The organism is Providencia sp. PROV269, from assembly GCF_028477785.1.
Lineage (GTDB): Bacteria > Pseudomonadota > Gammaproteobacteria > Enterobacterales > Enterobacteriaceae > Providencia > Providencia rettgeri.
On record NZ_JAMPLV010000006.1, the window covers coordinates 270,887 to 288,063 of the forward strand.

The window sequence follows — 17,177 nt, forward strand, 5'->3', positions numbered from 1 at the left end:
AAAAAATCGCCTCCCAAACCTATCAGTTAGCCATTAAAAAGCCCACCCGTAGGTAGGCTCGAATAATACAAATACGTTAAAATTACTTCTCAGTTAAGTCTATTTGATAAATAGCGAAACCAATATCATCAGTACCGATTTGTTTCATCGGATACTGTGCATTTTCTTTGATAAAGTTTGCAGCCTTTTCACTTGGTGCTGTTTCAAAGCGAACATCCAGTTTTTTGTCTGTTTTAATTGGTGTGAATGACCAATTATTAGCCGCTTTAGTCGCAATTTGTCCTTTATCTTTAGACTCTTTAGCAATATAAGCCGCTAAAATAGAACGGTTTTCATCCGGAGATGCAAATGCAACATTATTATCACCTGTTCCCGCAAATTTACCGCCGTAGCCACGGTAGTTATTCGTTGCCACTAAGAAGGTGGCTTTTGGATCAATCGGCTTACCTTGATAGGTGACATTTTTGATTCGGTTAGCATCTTTGTTGACAGTTTGGCAATCAACATCGTATTTCGCTGGTTGAGTCAAGTCGATTTGATAATTTACACCACTAATTGTATCAAAGTTATAAGTTCTGAAACCATTCCAATTCAATAAGCTTTGTGGTGCTGTTGATTGTGGGTTGATTTGATTGAACATTCCCGCTGAACATTCTAACCATTCGACGACATCCGCACCAGTCGCTTTAACCACAACCAATGTATTTGGATATAAATACAAGTCAGCAGCATTACGGAAGGTTAAATCACCTTTTTCGACTTCAATGAATTCAGTCGGTGAATTTTTACGACCGCCTGCCTTAAATGGTGCTGCGGCTGCAAGAACCGGTAAATCAGCCAGATCAGGGTCACCTTGAATAAAGTTTTTGGTGTAATCGATTTGGGCGTCATTCACGATTTGTACAGTTGGGTCGCTTTGAACCAATGCTAAATAGCTGTACATGTTTTCGGATGCTTTACCGATATGTTTCCCAACAAATTTACGAGTATCTTGGTGTTCTTGCTCAATAATTTTTGCGAGGTCGCCATCGCGTTCAACCAAGGCTTTCTTATTTGGTTTGTCATAGACAGGGCGTGCGTGAGCGGTTGCATCAACTACTTTCCAAGCACCATCATCATTATTGACCACTAAATCAACAACACCTAAATGATCACCCCACTGCCCTGGCATGACGGCTGGCACGCCATTAACAGTCCCTTTCGCAACATCAACACCCTTGATATCACTGAAATCTTTGCTTGGGAACACACCGTGTGAGTGGCCAAACATAATCGCGTCAATACCCGGAACTTCGCTGAGGTAATAAACTGAGTTTTCAGCCATTGCTTTATATGGCTCTTGCGAGAAACCAGAGTGAGGGATCGCAACAACTAAATCTGCTCCCTCTTTTTTCATTTGAGGTACAAATTTTTTCGCGGTTTCAGTAATGTCATTAACTAATACTTTGCCTTCTAAATTTGGTTTATCCCAAATGAGAATTTGTGGTGGAACAAAACCAATATAACCAATCTTGATGGTGTGTGTTTTGCCGTCTCTATCTTTAACCGGTGTATCGACAATAATGTATGGGTTAAAGTAGTTTTTACCTGTTTTCGCGTCGATAATATTGGCATTAATGTATGGGAATTTTGCGCCATCAATCGCTTTGTGTAAGAACTCTAATCCAAAGTTAAACTCATGGTTACCGAAGTTACCTACGGTGTAACCCATAGTATTTAAAAGTTTATGTGCCGGGTGAGATTCACCGTCTTTTAAACCTTCACCTACTATATAGTCTGCTAATGGGCTACCTTGGATTAAATCTCCGTTGTCCACTAATACTGAGTTTGTTGCTTCTTGTTTAGCGGCTTTAATTAATGTCGCGGTACGTACGTAACCAAATTGCTCTGTCGGCTTGTCTCTATAATAATCAAAGTCAACGAGGTTGCTGTGAACATCCGATGTTTCCATTACGCGTAAATCAACCGTTGCTGCGTTCGCATTAAATGCGACTAACATAGCAAGTGTTGAAAGTTTTAATACTTTATTCATGTAATCCCCTTAGTTGCCATTTTTGAGAGAAAATTGCCTCTCAAATTTGAGTACCTATCCTGTAAAATTGAACAAATAAACAACAAAAATAGCGTTAAAATTTTACACTATGTGCATGACGTCAATTTTTAATGATAATACACTGCAAACACTAACCATTTTTTGTGACTAAATCACGGTTTTCATCTTTTTATTGGGCTTGATTTTTATATAGCTCACAAAAATGAATTAATGATGACAAATTTACCCAAAATAATTGAAGTTATCTTGTCGAGGTATTGTGAATATTTTTTGAAGTAAAAAAAGAATTGTGATTTATATCACTTAATACAAAGTAAACTTATTTTGATTAAAAAACCACAATTCGTTACATAAATAAAATAATCAATCTTACTTATCAAATTTGATTTAATAAATATATTTATTAAATCATCTTCAATTAATTAAAATTTAATTTAAGTAAAAAAAGATGATTATTTAAGCATTAAAATATCAATATTATTTTCTAACTTATGTGTACCATAACTAGGCGAAAATAAGATAATTTGTCGTTTTCTCCTCAAAGTAAACTACATTTTTTTTAAATAATTCAAGTTGTGGCAAGGCGGAAAAATGAGGTCATCTCAAGGAACATACATAAGTATGTGACTAGAGTGACTGAATGAAGCCAACGCAGCCACAGCTTGAAGTATGACGAAAAGATAGGAGCATACATTAGTATGTGACCCGAGTAGCCAAGCGCCGCCAACAACGCTACAGCGTAAATTAGGACGAAAATAGCCAAGCGGCTCCGCGCACCCCACTCGAATCGCCATGCACCGCTTTACGAATAGGCGTATCACACTCCCCACCAAATACCCATTGGCGGATCCTTGCTGGCAACGCTTCATATAAGTAATCGACATTGCTCATTCCGCCCCCTAGCACTATCACGTCTGGGTCTAACATATTAATGGCTTGTCCGAGGGCTTTTGCGAGGCGGTTGAGGTAATTTTCCAGTGCGATCTTGGCATATTTATCACCTGATTGTGCTAATTCGACAATTTCCATTCCCGTTTTTTGGCTTCCTGACATTTTCGCGTAATCCGCCATAAACCCTGTGCCTGAGACAAACAATTCCGTGCAACCTGTCAGCCCGCAATAGCAGTTTTCTGTTACTAGAAATTGCCTATCTTGCTCATCTTGCCATGGTAGAGGGTTATGACCCCATTCCCCTGCAACGCCATTTCCCCCTGAGTGCACTTGCCCATTTATTGCAATTCCTGCACCACATCCAGTTCCGATAATTACGGCAAACACGACTTTCTCGCCTGCTCCTGCACCATCAACGGCCTCAGAGACGGCGAGACAATTAGCGTCATTTGCCATTTTTACTTTACGGTTTAATAAATAACTTAAATCGGCATCGAACGGTCTGCCATTAAGCCATGTGGAATTGGCGTTTTTAACTCTTCCTGTCACTGGAGACAAGGTTCCAGGGATCCCAACACCAACACTGCCTGACAACCCCGTCGCCGTTTCTGCATCCGCCACTAAACTCGCGATCGCTTTAAGTGTCGCATCATAATCACCACGAGGTGTTGGAATACGTTTACGAAACAAAGTATTACCACTGTCATCCAATGCAATAACTTCAATTTTGGTTCCACCAAGGTCAATACCTATTCTCATTATGATGCTCTCTACTATTCAAGGGTTCTATGGTTATCATGGCTTGATTTGAGGAGTATTATCAATAGTTAGCTAATGAAATGATAGCAGCCCTCAACGTCAACGTATTTTTTTTCGCTTAATAACAGACAATTCGCTATCATAGCCCCATGCTCTAACTGGCTATTTATCAACAAAGGTAGGTTTTTCATGTGGTTCAAGAATATATTGGTCTATCGCCTAAATCGGGATTTGGCACTCTCCGCAGATGATTTAGAGAAACAGCTTGCCGCCCTCGCCTATCATCCTTGTGGTAGCCAAGACATGATGCAAACTGGCTGGGTTTCCCCTATGAATGGTGGTGATGCATTGACGCATGCTGCGGGTAATCAAATTCTTATTTGTGCTAAAAAAGAAGAAAAAATGCTGCCATCTCCTGTAATAAAGCAAGAACTACAGGATAAAATTGAAAAACTAGAAGCTGAACAAGGGCGTAAGTTAAAAAAAACCGAAAAAGACTCCTTAAAAGATGAAGTCGTCCATGCTTTACTCCCTCGCGCATTTAGTAAATTTAGTAAAACCTACATTTGGATTGATACTGTAAATCAATTAATTATTGTTGATGCCGCAAGCGCAAAACGCGCTGAAGATAATTTAGCTTTACTTCGCAAAAGCCTAGGTTCTTTACCTGTCGTTCCTCTGACTTTTAAAGACCCTATAGAGCTAACACTTACTGAGTGGATCCGTTCAGGCTCATTACCACAAGGCTTTGCTGTCATGGATGAAGCAGAGCTAAAAGCTATCTTAGAAGAAGGTGGTATTATCCGCTGTAAGAAACAAGACCTAATTTCTGATGAAATCGCAAACCACATTGAAGCTGGCAAGCTCGTTACCAAACTGGCCTTAGATTGGGAAGAGCGTATCCAGTTCATGTTATCTGACGATGGTTCACTAAAACGCCTCAAATTTAGCGATACATTAAAAGACCAAAATGATGACATCGCCAAAGAAGACTACGCTCAAAAATTTGATGCTGATTACGTCTTAATGACCGGTGAACTCAGTGCATTAATCGCTCGCTTGATTGATGTCTTAGGTGGTGAAGCCGAACACTAAATTTGTTTCCATATCCTCTATTGCTCTCACAATGGCAACTAACACTTAAGTAAGTTGCCATCACTTTTTAGATCCCGCTTACATAGCCACAATTAAGTCATTGACTGGTTGTGAAATCTCTGGTTGATTGATTTATATCCATATCGCAAATTTCTGATATTTAATTATGTTCAACAACAATAATAAAAATAATCCATCACTGATGATTATGGTCAATATTCTGTCGAAGGAAATGTTATGAAAGAGCTCATCGAACCTGAATTAGATGAAAATTCACTGGTTACCCTACAAAAAGTCACTGCAGAAAATTTTTCTGAAATTTGCTTACTAAGTCATACACTTAGTGAGGAACAGCGTAATATGGTAGCAGATAACGCCTATTCCATGGTGGAAGCACAATTTTCTGATTGTGCATGGTATCGAGGCATATACGCTGATGATGTCCCTGTTGGTTTTATCATGCTGCATTCAGGGCTAGATGACGATGAGTTAGAATATGACGGCATTATGCTTTGGCGCTTTATGATTGCAGAACCCTACCAAAAACTGGGGTTTGGCCGAGAAGCTTTAGTTCAAGTCATCCAGTATTTAAAGAGAAAAGGTTATCCTCGCCTTTATAATAGCTGTGGTGAAGGGGAAGAAAGCCCATTTGAGTTCTACAAAAAGCTTGGTTTTGTTCCAACAGGCGCTTATATGGATGACGAATGTGAGTTGGTTCTAGATATTACTAATTGGCAAGAACAAGAAGAGTAATCGAACTACCACCTATACTAACCGTGTTCAATTTCCCGATTTACCGACCGCTTTAATATTTACAGGGTATCACTAAGATACCCTATATAATTTGGGTTGTAACTAGGCGACAAGCGAACCGAGCCTTAGGAGCATGCAGTGTGATTAGGGAATAGGCGTAAGCCTATAAGTGCAGTCAACAACGCTACAGCACGAAGCATGACCAATACCAATACGCTAAATAGTTTGTGCTGTCGCAAGGCGGCAAATGCGTTAGACCCTAGGAGCATACACAAGTATGTGACTAGGGCTAACGCATGAAGCCAACGCCGCGACAGTGCAAAATATGACGCGTATTCGTTATTTTTGGATAAGATAACGAATAGTCGGCCCATCTTGCTGAATATCCAACACAGTATAACCGTAGTTTTTCGCATCCAGAGGAATATTATTGATCGACTGCGGGCAATCACTTACTACCTCTAATATTTCACCTTTTTTCAACGATGGCATTGCTTCTAATGTTGCCACTGCTGGGTATGGACAAGGTTCGCCGACCATATCTAACCGGTAATCAGGGATAATGTCTTTCTTACTCATACAACCTCCACGGATACATTAGATGCTTTTTGAGAACGTTTACGGAAAAAATGTTTTTCCCAGACCAACATCAGTACAAATGCGACCGCTAATAACCCATAAGTGACCAGTAATCCACCTTCTGGTCCAAAGGTTTCAAGTAAATTAACTTTGTCAAAATCAGTCGCTAGCCAAGGGCCTAAGTCATCCCAGTAGTAAGCCAGTACTGTAGCACCAATAATATTACCAAAACCTACCCACCAATAATGAACCTGGCCTTCTACCGCACGGTACATCCAGCCCGTTTCACAGCCACCAGCGAGTACAATACCGAAGCCAAACAGTAATCCACCAATGACGGCATTCGGCCCAGCCCATAAAATTTTTGGCGTTGCACCTAACTGCACATAGCTGAAAATACCAATCGCACTGACCGCCATACCAATAATGATAGCTTTCGCCATATGGGTGCGTCCGGTGATCCACAGATCACGAAATGCAGAGGTAAAACAAATTTGTGCTCTTTCAATCAGTAACCCGAAGCCAATACCACATAAAATGGCAAACCCCATTACTGGGGAGTCTAATAAGGTATAAAAGCCCCAAGCCAGTGCTAAAGTGAAAATCACCATTCCCAGTTTAAAGCGCCTTTTCGCCACATTATGATTTTGTGTTAACGGCGATGCGGTGCTGACTTTTTTCAGTTTCACAGGAATGCGAAACATTGGCATTAGTGTGAATTTCGCACCAAAGTATGACCCTGCCGCAGTAGCAACAGCAAAATACCATGCGTGTAATGAAAATTGAGGGATACCAGTAAAGAATGCAGCTAAATTACACCCCATCGCCAAACGAGCACCAAATCCAGCGATAATACCGCCTAAAATAGCTTGAAAAATACGTATCCGATGCTGAGGCATTCGTAATTTAATATTATTGGCCCATAATGCAGCGGCAAAACACCCTGCAAACATACCAATGATCATCACGCCATCAATACGATCCAGAGGTGTACCCTCAAAACCAATAACTTTAAAATAGCCCCATGTCTCTGGCTCTGCACCAAATAATTGCATGATGTGCCCGCCCCAACGCGTAAACTCACCCGTGACCGCCCAGAATGTGCCGGTCAAGCCAAAGTAATAGGTTGATAAGATACCTGCGGCAATAACTGCAGGTAATGGTTTCCAAAAACCGATGAGATAGCGAGATTTAAAATCAGACCAAGTCATTGTTACTTCCAATTCATTCACGCCAGACCTTGGCAGAGAAATTCGCCGTTGTATAATTATCGTTATAAGTATTTATATCGATCCCCACAGCGAAGTGGCAACATCATACTCCGATAAATTTTTTCGTGAAGTTATTTCATCATAAAACGAGAGACAGATTGATCTTGAGCACACTCAGATTTAAAGAAATAGATGGGAATAAAAAAAAAGCGCTATCTCAATGATAACGCTGGAAGTGTAGTCTTATTTTATCTATAGAAGAGTATAATATGAAATTGCCGTATTACGGCGACGCTTGCTATGCGTAGTCTGTAGTCAGCCCATTTGACTCCAGTAATAACACTTATCTCACAGTATAAATACGTTCACTTAGCTGACCTACTTGTTAAGTAATCATAACTATTTTTAATACAAAGGCCTAAACGTTCACTAACTTTGTATTATTTCCAAATTAGCATTGGCCTTATTGATTCCCTAGCATAAGTAAATTATAAAAATAGATAACTCAGTATAATAAAGTATTTAAAAGTGTTTCTAAATGTTATTGGTTGCATTATAGCGCAACACTTTTGTTGCGCAAGTGTTTTTTTATTTTCATGATAAGCTACAAAAACCATGCAACAAAGCAATTAAAATCAAATAGATACATTGAAAAAACCGAAATCAGGCAAAATATTTAACCTATAGTTAAGATATTACAAACAATTTACATTTTTTATAGAAAACAATTTACTTAAAATTTAAAAGTAAATTTAATATTAATTAATATATATCACATAGCTTTACAAATATATTTTCTGGAATAATAAAACATTCTGAACATTAATAAAACTTACATATTTTTCAATTATAAATATTAATGGTATTTACGTAATTAAAATTTATTAACCTACGAATTAAATATAAAAACAATCAGGCTCATGATAAATAATAACTTTTCTGATGAATCCTTCCCTTACAAAATAACCACCAATCTGATAAGGAATTAGGTCAAATAGATTAAAAATGATCCCCACATAAATCCTTACTTATAATATGGTTTATTTTTCGTTAAGTTTCACATCGCTATTGCATTACTTTTGATAAAATAATCAGCATTAATATGCTATTTAACTCGCATTTAAAAATTAAAAAACCAAGAAAATGAATCAATGTAACTAATAGATAAATAGTAAAAAAGGTAAAATCAATAGACATTACTGTGATAATAAAGAAAAAACAAACAATGATTCATTATAAAAATTAATAAGATGTTTCATTGCTTATAGAAAATACAAGCAAAAATATCCTAAATAGAGTGAAACAATGAGTGCAATAGCCACCCCAGCCTATCAAATTACGAATAGAAAGCGTCAAATAAGAATAAAATTCTTAAAAAGAAATCTAATTAGCAAAATAAATGTGATGAGATAGACAAAAATAGTGCCAAAGGTAAATTAGATCGCCACAGGCTTACCTTAAGGCATAGTTAGATAATAAAAAAACGCGTTTTACCCTTAACGATAAAACGCGTTTATACGATGTAATTCGCTTATTTTGAAGTTGTTGCTTCCATACCCACTAAACCAATCTTCAAGTACCCAGATTGACGCAATGCATTCATTACATCCATCATAGTTTCATAATCAACACTCTTGTCCGCTTGGAAAAAGATTGTCGTTTCCTTATTAGAACTTGTTGCTTGGTCAAGTGTAGAAGCAAGCTGTTCTTTTGTCACAGCTTGGTCCCCAATAAAAAGCTGGCTGTCCGATTTCACCGTTAAAAAAACGGGTTTTTCTGGACGCGGCTGCGGCTTCGCTGTCGAGGCGGGTAAGTCGACTTTAATATCAACTGTTGCCAATGGTGCCGCAACCATAAAGATAATCAATAAAACCAACATAACATCGATAAAAGGTGTTACGTTAATTTCATGCATTTCACCGCTATCGTCTTGTTCGTCACCTAAACGCATTGCCATAATAATTACCTTGCTTTGCTATTTGCCAGATCAAGATCACGCCCCAGTAACAATGCGGACTGAGCAGCGACATCTCCTACTTGACCACGATAGTTGTTGATCATACGAGCAAAAATATTATAAATCACAACCGCAGGGATAGCGGCAATAAGACCGATTGCTGTTGCTAATAATGCTTCTGCAATACCTGGCGCAACAACAGCAAGGTTAGTGGTTTGTGAGTGGGCAATCCCGATAAAGCTATTCATGATCCCCCAGACAGTTCCAAATAAACCGACGAATGGAGAAATCGCACCAATAGTAGCCAAATAACCATTGCCACGCCCCATATAACGGCTAATAGCAGCAACAGCCCTTTCTAGGCGGAATGATGTGCGCTCTTTTGTACCTGATAAATCAGAGCTATTCGCTGATAAAGCTCGCTCAGTAACAGCTTCATTTAATAACATACGAGTAATGCTATTTGCTTTGAAGCCTTCTGCAATACTGACCGCCTCATCAAGTGATTTTACCTCAGCAATCGCTTTCGCTTCTGCTTTTAAGCGACGGCGAGCAACTAAAATCTCCAAACCTTTTGAGAAAAATAGCGCCCATGTAATAACAGAAGCAATCACCAAACCAATCATAACGGTTTTAACCACGTTATCTGCATTTTGGTACATTCCCCAAACAGATAAGTCTTGATCAAAACCTCCTGTTGGTGCTTCTGTTGCAATTTCAATGTTTTCATTAACAACTGTTGTGTTCACAGCTTCGCCTTGTACAGGCTCAGCGGGTACTGATGCAACTTCAGCACTTGGTGTTGTTGTTGGTGCAGCCGGGTTTACTGCCGGTTGTGTTGATGGTGTATTTTGAGACGCAGCTGGTGTTGTTGCAGGTGTGGTTTCAGCGACTGCCGTACCCATCAAGCCGAACGCCAATAGAATAGAAGCTGTTAGTTTACGCATCAGTTGGCCTTTACTCTCTTTTTAGTGTTGTATAATAAAATTCATATCGATGATTGTGCCATTCATCGACTAACCTTTAAAAGCGAAATTTGACTCGCGCTGTCCGTCTCTTTTCAAAAAGACGGTGCTGATGATATCAAACACAGCGCGAATTGATAGTAATTATCATTAGTATTCGCGATTTTTTTATATTTTTTTGCGTTTAGACAAACATGTCCTTCTCTATTATGCGGTTATTTTCCTTAATAATTCATAGCTCAATTAAGTGTTCATACGCAACCTGAGAAAATGAGACTTACCTATGAATTGAAAGTTGAAGAATACTCAGGTTACATTTCTATCAGGATCATTTAACGTCTTAGTATAAATCACCTTTGAGTTTAACTAGTTCACATCCTGTGTAGGGAAAAATCATGGCAGACATAAAACCTGAAACACAATTAGTTCATATTGGGCGAAACCCTAAATACACACAAAAAGGAGTAAACCCCGTTATTCAACGAGCTTCTTCTATTATTTTTGATACGCTTGAAGAAAAACGACATGCAACTCGCCATCGTGCAAATAACGTACTATTTTATGGACGCCGTGGTACGCAAACACATTTTGCTTTCCAAGAAGCCATGACAGAATTAGAAGCAGGTGCAGGTTGTGTCCTTTACCCTTCAGGTGCTGCCGCAATTACCAATGCCATTTTGTCCTTTATCTCTGCAGGCGAACATATCCTTGTTACCGGTTCAGCTTATGACCCAACCCAAAATTTTTGCGACAATATTCTCACTAAGTTAAATGTCCAAACCACGTATTTTGATCCCCTAATCGGAACGGGGATTGCTGATTTAATACAATCCAATACACGTATTGTATTCTTAGAATCCCCCGGCTCTATCACCATGGAAGTTCATGACTTACCTGCAATCGTAAAAGCTATACGTGCTAAATCGCCTGAAATTGTCATTATGATTGATAACACTTGGGCTGCGGGCGTCTTACTTAAACCATTATTATTTGATGTTGACGTTTCAATCCAATCAGCAACTAAATATATCAATGGCCATTCCGACGGAATGCTCGGCCTTGCTGTGGCAAACCAACGCTGTATTGAAACATTACGTGAAAATTCTTATCTCTTAGGTCAAACAGCTGACCCAGACACTGTTTATATGGCTAATCGTGGCCTGCATACATTACCGACTCGATTAAAACAGCATCAAATTAATAGCTTACAAGTTGCTAATTGGTTACAGCAACGTCCTGAAGTTGAACAGGTTTTTCACCCGGCACTTGAGAATTCTCCGGGTCATGAATTCTTTATTCGTGATTTTACAGGCTCTAATGGTCTGTTCTCTTTCCAACTAAAATCACGCTTAACCACGGAGCAATTTACCGCTTTTCTTGATAATTTTAATCATTTTAAAATGGGTTATTCATGGGGGGGTTTTGAATCGCTGATTTTGGGATACCAAAAAGAAGATTTGCTCAGTATGCGGCAGTATGATTTTTCACCAAAAGAAGGCACCTTCTTCCGAGTGCATATCGGTTTAGAGCACACCGATGATTTAATTCACGACTTACAATTAGCTTTTGAGCGAATTTAATTTGTAGCTTAAATCAAGATGTTAATTGCAGGATAATCATTAAATATTTCCTGCAATTTATCCACTCAATGATTAATTCATCAAACAAATCAAACTTGAACCCTTTTTTTCCTGTAATATAGATGATAAAGAAATTCGCTTTTACGCAGATACAGGAATGATTATGGAAGTCCTACGCGAAATCGTACTGGCACTTTGGCACCACGATTTCCTTAAACTCTCCAACCCTGAAGTGCTTTGGGTTATTTATACCGTACTTTTTGTTGTCATTGTTTTAGAAAATGGCGTTCTTCCCGCCGCTTTCCTACCCGGTGATACCTTGTTGATCCTTTCAGGTGCATTAATTGCCAAAGGGGTCTTACACTTTATTCCCACAATACTATTGCTAACAACAGCAGCCAGTTTAGGTTGCTGGTTAGGTTTTCTACAAGGCCGATGGTTAAGTGAAACCAAGGTTGTGAAACGCTGGTTAGCGCAAATTCCTGAGGAATATCACACCAAAGCAAATAATATGTTTAATAAGCAAGGATTATACGCCCTACTTATCGGCCGCTTCCTTGCATTTGTCAGAACAATATTACCTTTGCTCGCTGGGTTATCTGAATTAAGTCACCGCCGTTTCCAATTTTTTAACTGGCTAAGTGGCTTGTTATGGGTTGGCTTGATTGTCACCTTGGGGTATGCCTTAAACCAAATTCCTTTTGTGAAAGAACATGAGCAAATTGTTATTAGTGCGCTAATGATTATCCCTGTCATCCTACTAATTAGTGGGCTAATTGGTTCAATTGTAATGTATTGGAAACACCGAAAGGCACTCTCTGGTAGCAAAGAAAAATCATAGTATGACCGAGTAATGGCCGCTAATTAGCGGCCATTTGGTTTTATTGATCCATCAAACTAATAGCAGAAAATAAGTACTGGCCAATTTCTGCTGTCATCCATGTTCCTTGCGAAGTCTTGGGTTCCTCACGATAAATTACCCGAATTCTCTCTTGTAGCTCAGGATCTCCCCCCGTAAACTGGTTGAACATCGCTAACCATGTTTTCGCTAATTGTTGTACTTCGGGTGAGTCTGGGGATTTATGTGCTTTTAATGCATTATATAAACCTGCGATTAATTCGGGCCACGCCTCACCTGAGGAAAAATAATGCTGCTGAACAAAAGCAAATTGCTCCGCGGTTAAATGTGGTTTAAACAGTGATAATTGGTACTCACTAAAACCCTCTGCTACATATTGGATCATTGCAACAGAAATACCTGATGAATAGGCTAACGTGTTATCCGATAAATGAATTCGATTCAATCGTGCAAAGAAATCCGGGTTGCCTCCGGTATCTCTTTCTAATGCCGTCATCCATTCATGTGCAATTTGTTGCACCTCGATAGATTGAGGTGTTACACCTTGTTCCATCAACTTATTTACCGTTGCTACGCGCTGTTGCCACTCTTGGTTTTTCAGCGTGTGCGCCGTATAGAGTGGCAATTGTTCCAATTCTTGAGGGGTAAAATATTTATCAAACATCGACATCATCTCCAATACAGAAAACCAATCAGCCTGAGTTAAACTATTACCTGTTTGCATTTGCTTGTGTAATTGCTCTAATCGATAACGTAATGTCGCCATTTGCTCCATTTGTTCCGTTAATAATGCAATTCGTTCTTGCAGCAAACTCGTCATATCTCCACTCTGGCCATCCAGTAATTCACCGATGTTTTTCAGTTTGACTCCAACCTGCCGTAGCAATTGAATTTGCGTTAAACGCTCTATGCATTGCATGTTGTAAAGCCGATAACCCGCATCGGTTCTTGCAGTTGGTACCAATAAGCCAATTTCTTCATAATGATACAGTGTACGGATGGTTAATCCTGTTTTTTCCGCAATCTCACCAACTTGAAATAGCATAGGTTCCTCCTGTAATTGCGACCAAGGTTAGTGCCTCACGTTACGTGAGAGTCAATCTCAATTTTGCATTTTTTATTGGAATTATATTTTACCCACAATATCACCAGACAATTATTTTCTCGCTAGCGATAGTTTAAAAGTAGCCATAAAAAAGCCCCAGTAAATTGAATACTGAGGCTTACATAGGTGACTTATTAAATAATTACTTAATTAATGCATGCATTTCTTGTACAGAGATTACTGTATCTGTTGGATCTGCACTGAGCGACATCGTGGTGGCAAAACCGCCATTCAACGTCGTGTCATAGTGAACTTTGTAGCGCAATGCACTGCGACGAATTAATTTTGAGTCTTCAATAGCTTGACGGCCTGCGGTGGTATTCACAATGTAATCATATTCACCATTCTTAATTCTATCTTGAATGTGTGGACGACCTTCATGAACTTTGTTAACGAGGCGCGGATTAATCCCAGCCTCTCCTAACACAATCGCCGTACCGTGAGTAGCATCTAACTCAAAGCCGTGTTTTAACAGCTTAGCGGCTAAATCAACCACACGTGTTTTATCCCCTTCACGAACGGATAACAGTGCACGGCCTGATTTTTTCATCGTCGAGCTACTGCCTAACATCGCTTTAGCAAATGCTTCTGCAAATGTCCGGCCGACACCCATTACTTCACCTGTTGAGCGCATTTCAGGCCCAAGAATTGGGTCAACCCCAGGGAATTTATTAAATGGCAATACGACCTCTTTTACAGAGTAGTATGGTGGAATAACTTCTTCCGTTACTCCTTGCTGTGCCAAGGTTTGCCCTACCATCACTCGCGCTGCAACTTTCGCTAATGGTACACCTGTTGCTTTAGAGACAAAAGGCACAGTTCTTGCGGCACGTGGATTGACTTCAATTAAATAAACTTCGTTATTTTTGACGGCAAACTGCACATTCATCAAGCCACGTACACGTAATTCGAAGGCAAGATTGCGGACTTGTTCGCGCATCACATCTTGAATTTCTTGGCTAAGTGTATATGCAGGTAGTGAACATGCAGAGTCACCAGAGTGCACGCCAGCTTGCTCAATGTGCTCCATGATACCGCCAATCAGCACCATCTCACCGTCACAGATCGCATCTACGTCAACTTCAACTGCGTCGTCTAAGAAGCGATCAAGTAGCACTGGCGCATCGTTAGAAACGCTCACCGCCGTTTGGAAATAGCGACGCAAATCGATTTCATCATATACGATTTCCATTGCACGGCCACCTAACACATAGGATGGGCGAACAACCAGTGGATAACCAATAACAGCTGCTTTTTCAACTGCTTGCTCAATAGCAGTGACAGTTGCATTCTGTGGCTGCTTTAAGTTCAAGCGATTAACGGCCTGCTGGAAACGTTCACGGTCTTCTGCGCGGTCAATGGCATCTGGGCTCGTACCAATAACAGGAACACCCGCAGCTTCCAACGCTCTAGCTAATTTTAATGGTGTTTGACCACCATACTGCACAATCACACCTTTTGGCTGCTCGATGCGTACAATTTCCAGCACATCTTCAAGAGTGACAGGTTCGAAATAGAGACGGTCTGACGTGTCGTAATCGGTTGAAACAGTTTCTGGGTTACAATTCACCATAATGGTTTCATAGCCGTCTTCACGTAACGCTAGAGATGCATGTACACAGCAATAGTCAAATTCAATCCCTTGCCCAATTCGGTTTGGCCCACCGCCTAATACCATCACCTTCGGTTTAGCATTATTTGGGTTTGACTCACACTCATCTTCGTATGTGGAATACATATAAGCCGTGTCTGTTGCAAACTCTGCCGCACAGGTATCAACACGTTTATAAACGGGATGTAAATCATAGCCTTGACGTAGTTTGCGTAGTTCTGCTTCAGAAACACCGACTAAACTTGCCAGACGTGCATCTGCAAATCCTTTACGCTTAAGTACACGTAAGAAGTCCTTAGTTAGGCCATTGATGCCTAATTCAGCCACTTCTTCTTCTAAACGCACCAATTCTTCGATTTGCACTAAGAACCAGCGGTCAATATTGGTTAAATTGAAAACACCATCAACAGAAAGACCGGCACGGAACGCATCCGCGATAAACCAGATACGTTCTCCACCTGCATCTTTTAACTCACGACGGATGCGAGTTAGTGCTTCAGGGTCTTCTTGGGCCACTTTCGGGTCGAAGCCTGTTGCGCCTATTTCTAAGCCACGTAATGCTTTTTGCATTGATTCTTGGAATGTGCGACCAATAGCCATTACTTCGCCGACAGATTTCATTTGCGTTGTTAGTCGGTCATTCGTGCCCGCAAATTTTTCAAAGTTAAAACGTGGAATTTTTGTCACAACATAGTCAATGGAAGGCTCAAATGATGCCGGAGTACGGCCACCAGTGATGTCATTCATTAACTCATCAAGGGTATAACCCACTGCTAATTTTGCCGCAATTTTTGCAATTGGAAAGCCCGTCGCTTTAGAAGCAAGCGCTGATGAACGCGAAACCCGTGGGTTCATTTCAATAACAATTAAGCGCCCATCTTTAGGGTTTACCGCAAATTGAACGTTAGAGCCGCCCGTTTCAACGCCGATTTCACGCAATACTGCCATCGATGCATCACGCATGATTTGGTATTCTTTATCGGTCAATGTCTGAGCCGGAGCTACGGTGATAGAATCCCCCGTGTGGATCCCCATGGCATCGAAGTTTTCAATGGAACAAACGATAATACAGTTGTCTTTTTTATCGCGGACAACTTCCATTTCGTATTCTTTCCAGCCAATTAACGATTCATCAATCAATAATTCGTTAGTAGGGGACAAATCTAAACCGCGAGTACAGATTTCTTCAAACTCTTCACGGTTATAGGCAATACCGCCACCGGTGCCTCCCATCGTAAATGATGGGCGAATAATACAGGGAAAGCCGACCGCATCTGCAACGGCATATGCCTCTTCCATATTATGTGCAATACCTGAGCGTGCAGTGCCCAAGCCGATTTTTTTCATTGCTTTATCAAAACGTTGGCGATCTTCAGCTTTATCGATTGCATCTGCCGTTGCCCCAATCATAGTGACGCCGAACTCGGCTAAAACGCCTTTACGCTCTAATTCAAGCGCACAGTTCAGTGCGGTTTGGCCACCCATGGTTGGTAATACTGCATCTGGGCGCTCTTTTTCGATGATTTTACGCACAACTTCCCAGTGAATCGGCTCGATGTAAGTTGCATCTGCCATTTCTGGGTCAGTCATTATTGTCGCAGGGTTCGAGTTAACTAAGATTACGCGGTAGCCTTCTTCACGCAGTGCTTTACATGCTTGAGCACCTGAGTAGTCAAATTCACATGCTTGGCCAATCACAATCGGGCCGGCACCTAAAATCAGAATGCTTTTTATATCAGTACGTTTTGCCATTTCTTT

Annotated in this window: 12 protein-coding genes; 4 read left to right on the forward strand and 8 right to left on the reverse strand. The window is 40.2% G+C overall.

The genetic code is table 11. From position 1 onward, the window contains the following. Positions 1-82: 82 nt before the first annotated feature. Entirely contained in the window at positions 83-2,032 is a 1,950-nt protein-coding gene (locus PR683_RS11475) for a bifunctional 2',3'-cyclic-nucleotide 2'-phosphodiesterase/3'-nucleotidase (RefSeq protein ID WP_109911869.1), read from the reverse strand. Between the two features lie 765 nt (positions 2,033-2,797). Next, complete coding sequence (gene mak / locus PR683_RS11480) at positions 2,798-3,703, reverse strand: fructokinase (RefSeq protein ID WP_196718564.1); 906 nt, start codon at positions 3,701-3,703, stop codon at positions 2,798-2,800. Between the two features lie 189 nt (positions 3,704-3,892). On the opposite strand from mak, the gene rdgC reads away from it, so the two are divergent. Next, positions 3,893-4,798 carry a recombination-associated protein RdgC gene (rdgC, locus tag PR683_RS11485; RefSeq protein WP_004914657.1) on the forward strand — a complete coding sequence of 302 codons (906 nt, stop codon included), beginning with the start codon at positions 3,893-3,895 and terminating at the stop codon, positions 4,796-4,798. 237 nt (positions 4,799-5,035) lie between these two features. After that, the gene (locus PR683_RS11490; RefSeq protein ID WP_272581793.1) at positions 5,036-5,551 is read left to right on the forward strand and encodes a GNAT family N-acetyltransferase; all 516 of its coding nucleotides are present in this window, start codon (positions 5,036-5,038) and stop codon (positions 5,549-5,551) included. Between the two features lie 339 nt (positions 5,552-5,890). Here the strand turns inward: PR683_RS11490 and yedF are convergent, their stop codons facing one another. The 4 genes from yedF to exbB all read right to left on the reverse strand — a co-directional run bounded on the left by yedF (position 5,891) and on the right by exbB (position 10,245). Then, positions 5,891-6,130: a sulfurtransferase-like selenium metabolism protein YedF gene (gene yedF, locus PR683_RS11495; RefSeq protein WP_004914660.1), complete on the reverse strand. Its 240-nt coding sequence runs from the start codon at positions 6,128-6,130 to the stop codon at positions 5,891-5,893. Continuing rightward, complete coding sequence (yedE, locus tag PR683_RS11500; protein WP_109911866.1) at positions 6,127-7,341, reverse strand: selenium metabolism membrane protein YedE/FdhT; 1,215 nt, start codon at positions 7,339-7,341, stop codon at positions 6,127-6,129. Before yedE ends, yedF begins: the two co-directional genes overlap by 4 nt. A gap of 1,531 nt (positions 7,342-8,872) precedes the next feature. Next, on the reverse strand, positions 8,873-9,298 hold the full coding sequence (gene exbD / locus PR683_RS11505) for a TonB system transport protein ExbD (protein WP_004905603.1): 426 nt from the start codon (positions 9,296-9,298) through the stop codon (positions 8,873-8,875). Between the two features lie 5 nt (positions 9,299-9,303). Beyond that, on the reverse strand, positions 9,304-10,245 hold the full coding sequence (gene exbB, locus PR683_RS11510; protein ID WP_004914664.1) for a tonB-system energizer ExbB: 942 nt from the start codon (positions 10,243-10,245) through the stop codon (positions 9,304-9,306). A gap of 413 nt (positions 10,246-10,658) precedes the next feature. Here exbB and metC point away from each other — a divergent pair, with 413 nt between their 5' ends. Together metC and PR683_RS11520 are read left to right on the forward strand one after the other, a co-directional pair. After that, the gene (gene metC, locus PR683_RS11515) at positions 10,659-11,843 is read left to right on the forward strand and encodes a cystathionine beta-lyase (protein WP_110731399.1); all 1,185 of its coding nucleotides are present in this window, start codon (positions 10,659-10,661) and stop codon (positions 11,841-11,843) included. A gap of 163 nt (positions 11,844-12,006) precedes the next feature. Next, entirely contained in the window at positions 12,007-12,684 is a 678-nt protein-coding gene (locus PR683_RS11520; RefSeq protein WP_004914669.1) for a DedA family protein, read from the forward strand. A gap of 40 nt (positions 12,685-12,724) precedes the next feature. On the opposite strand, the gene PR683_RS11525 is transcribed toward PR683_RS11520, so the two are convergent. Continuing rightward, complete coding sequence (locus PR683_RS11525; RefSeq protein WP_272581794.1) at positions 12,725-13,747, reverse strand: MerR family transcriptional regulator; 1,023 nt, start codon at positions 13,745-13,747, stop codon at positions 12,725-12,727. A gap of 202 nt (positions 13,748-13,949) precedes the next feature. Further along, positions 13,950-17,171 (reverse strand): carbamoyl-phosphate synthase large subunit, encoded by a 3,222-nt coding sequence (carB, locus tag PR683_RS11530; protein ID WP_272517569.1) that lies wholly within the window; start codon positions 17,169-17,171, stop codon positions 13,950-13,952. Positions 17,172-17,177: the final 6 nt, after the last annotated feature.

Excerpts from the sequence above, each read along its gene's own strand:
- PR683_RS11475 (WP_109911869.1), bottom strand. The coding sequence starts at position 2,032 with ATGAATAAAGTATTAAAACTTTCAACACTTGCTATGTTAGTCGCATTT.
- mak (WP_196718564.1), bottom strand. The coding sequence starts at position 3,703 with ATGAGAATAGGTATTGACCTTGGTGGAACCAAAATTGAAGTTATTGCA.
- rdgC (WP_004914657.1), top strand. The coding sequence starts at position 3,893 with ATGTGGTTCAAGAATATATTGGTCTATCGCCTAAATCGGGATTTGGCA.
- PR683_RS11490 (WP_272581793.1), top strand. The coding sequence starts at position 5,036 with ATGAAAGAGCTCATCGAACCTGAATTAGATGAAAATTCACTGGTTACC.
- yedF (WP_004914660.1), bottom strand. The coding sequence starts at position 6,130 with ATGAGTAAGAAAGACATTATCCCTGATTACCGGTTAGATATGGTCGGC.
- yedE (WP_109911866.1), bottom strand. The coding sequence starts at position 7,341 with ATGACTTGGTCTGATTTTAAATCTCGCTATCTCATCGGTTTTTGGAAA.
- exbD (WP_004905603.1), bottom strand. The coding sequence starts at position 9,298 with ATGGCAATGCGTTTAGGTGACGAACAAGACGATAGCGGTGAAATGCAT.
- exbB (WP_004914664.1), bottom strand. The coding sequence starts at position 10,245 with ATGCGTAAACTAACAGCTTCTATTCTATTGGCGTTCGGCTTGATGGGT.
- metC (WP_110731399.1), top strand. The coding sequence starts at position 10,659 with ATGGCAGACATAAAACCTGAAACACAATTAGTTCATATTGGGCGAAAC.
- PR683_RS11520 (WP_004914669.1), top strand. The coding sequence starts at position 12,007 with ATGGAAGTCCTACGCGAAATCGTACTGGCACTTTGGCACCACGATTTC.
- PR683_RS11525 (WP_272581794.1), bottom strand. The coding sequence starts at position 13,747 with ATGCTATTTCAAGTTGGTGAGATTGCGGAAAAAACAGGATTAACCATC.
- carB (WP_272517569.1), bottom strand. The coding sequence starts at position 17,171 with ATGGCAAAACGTACTGATATAAAAAGCATTCTGATTTTAGGTGCCGGC.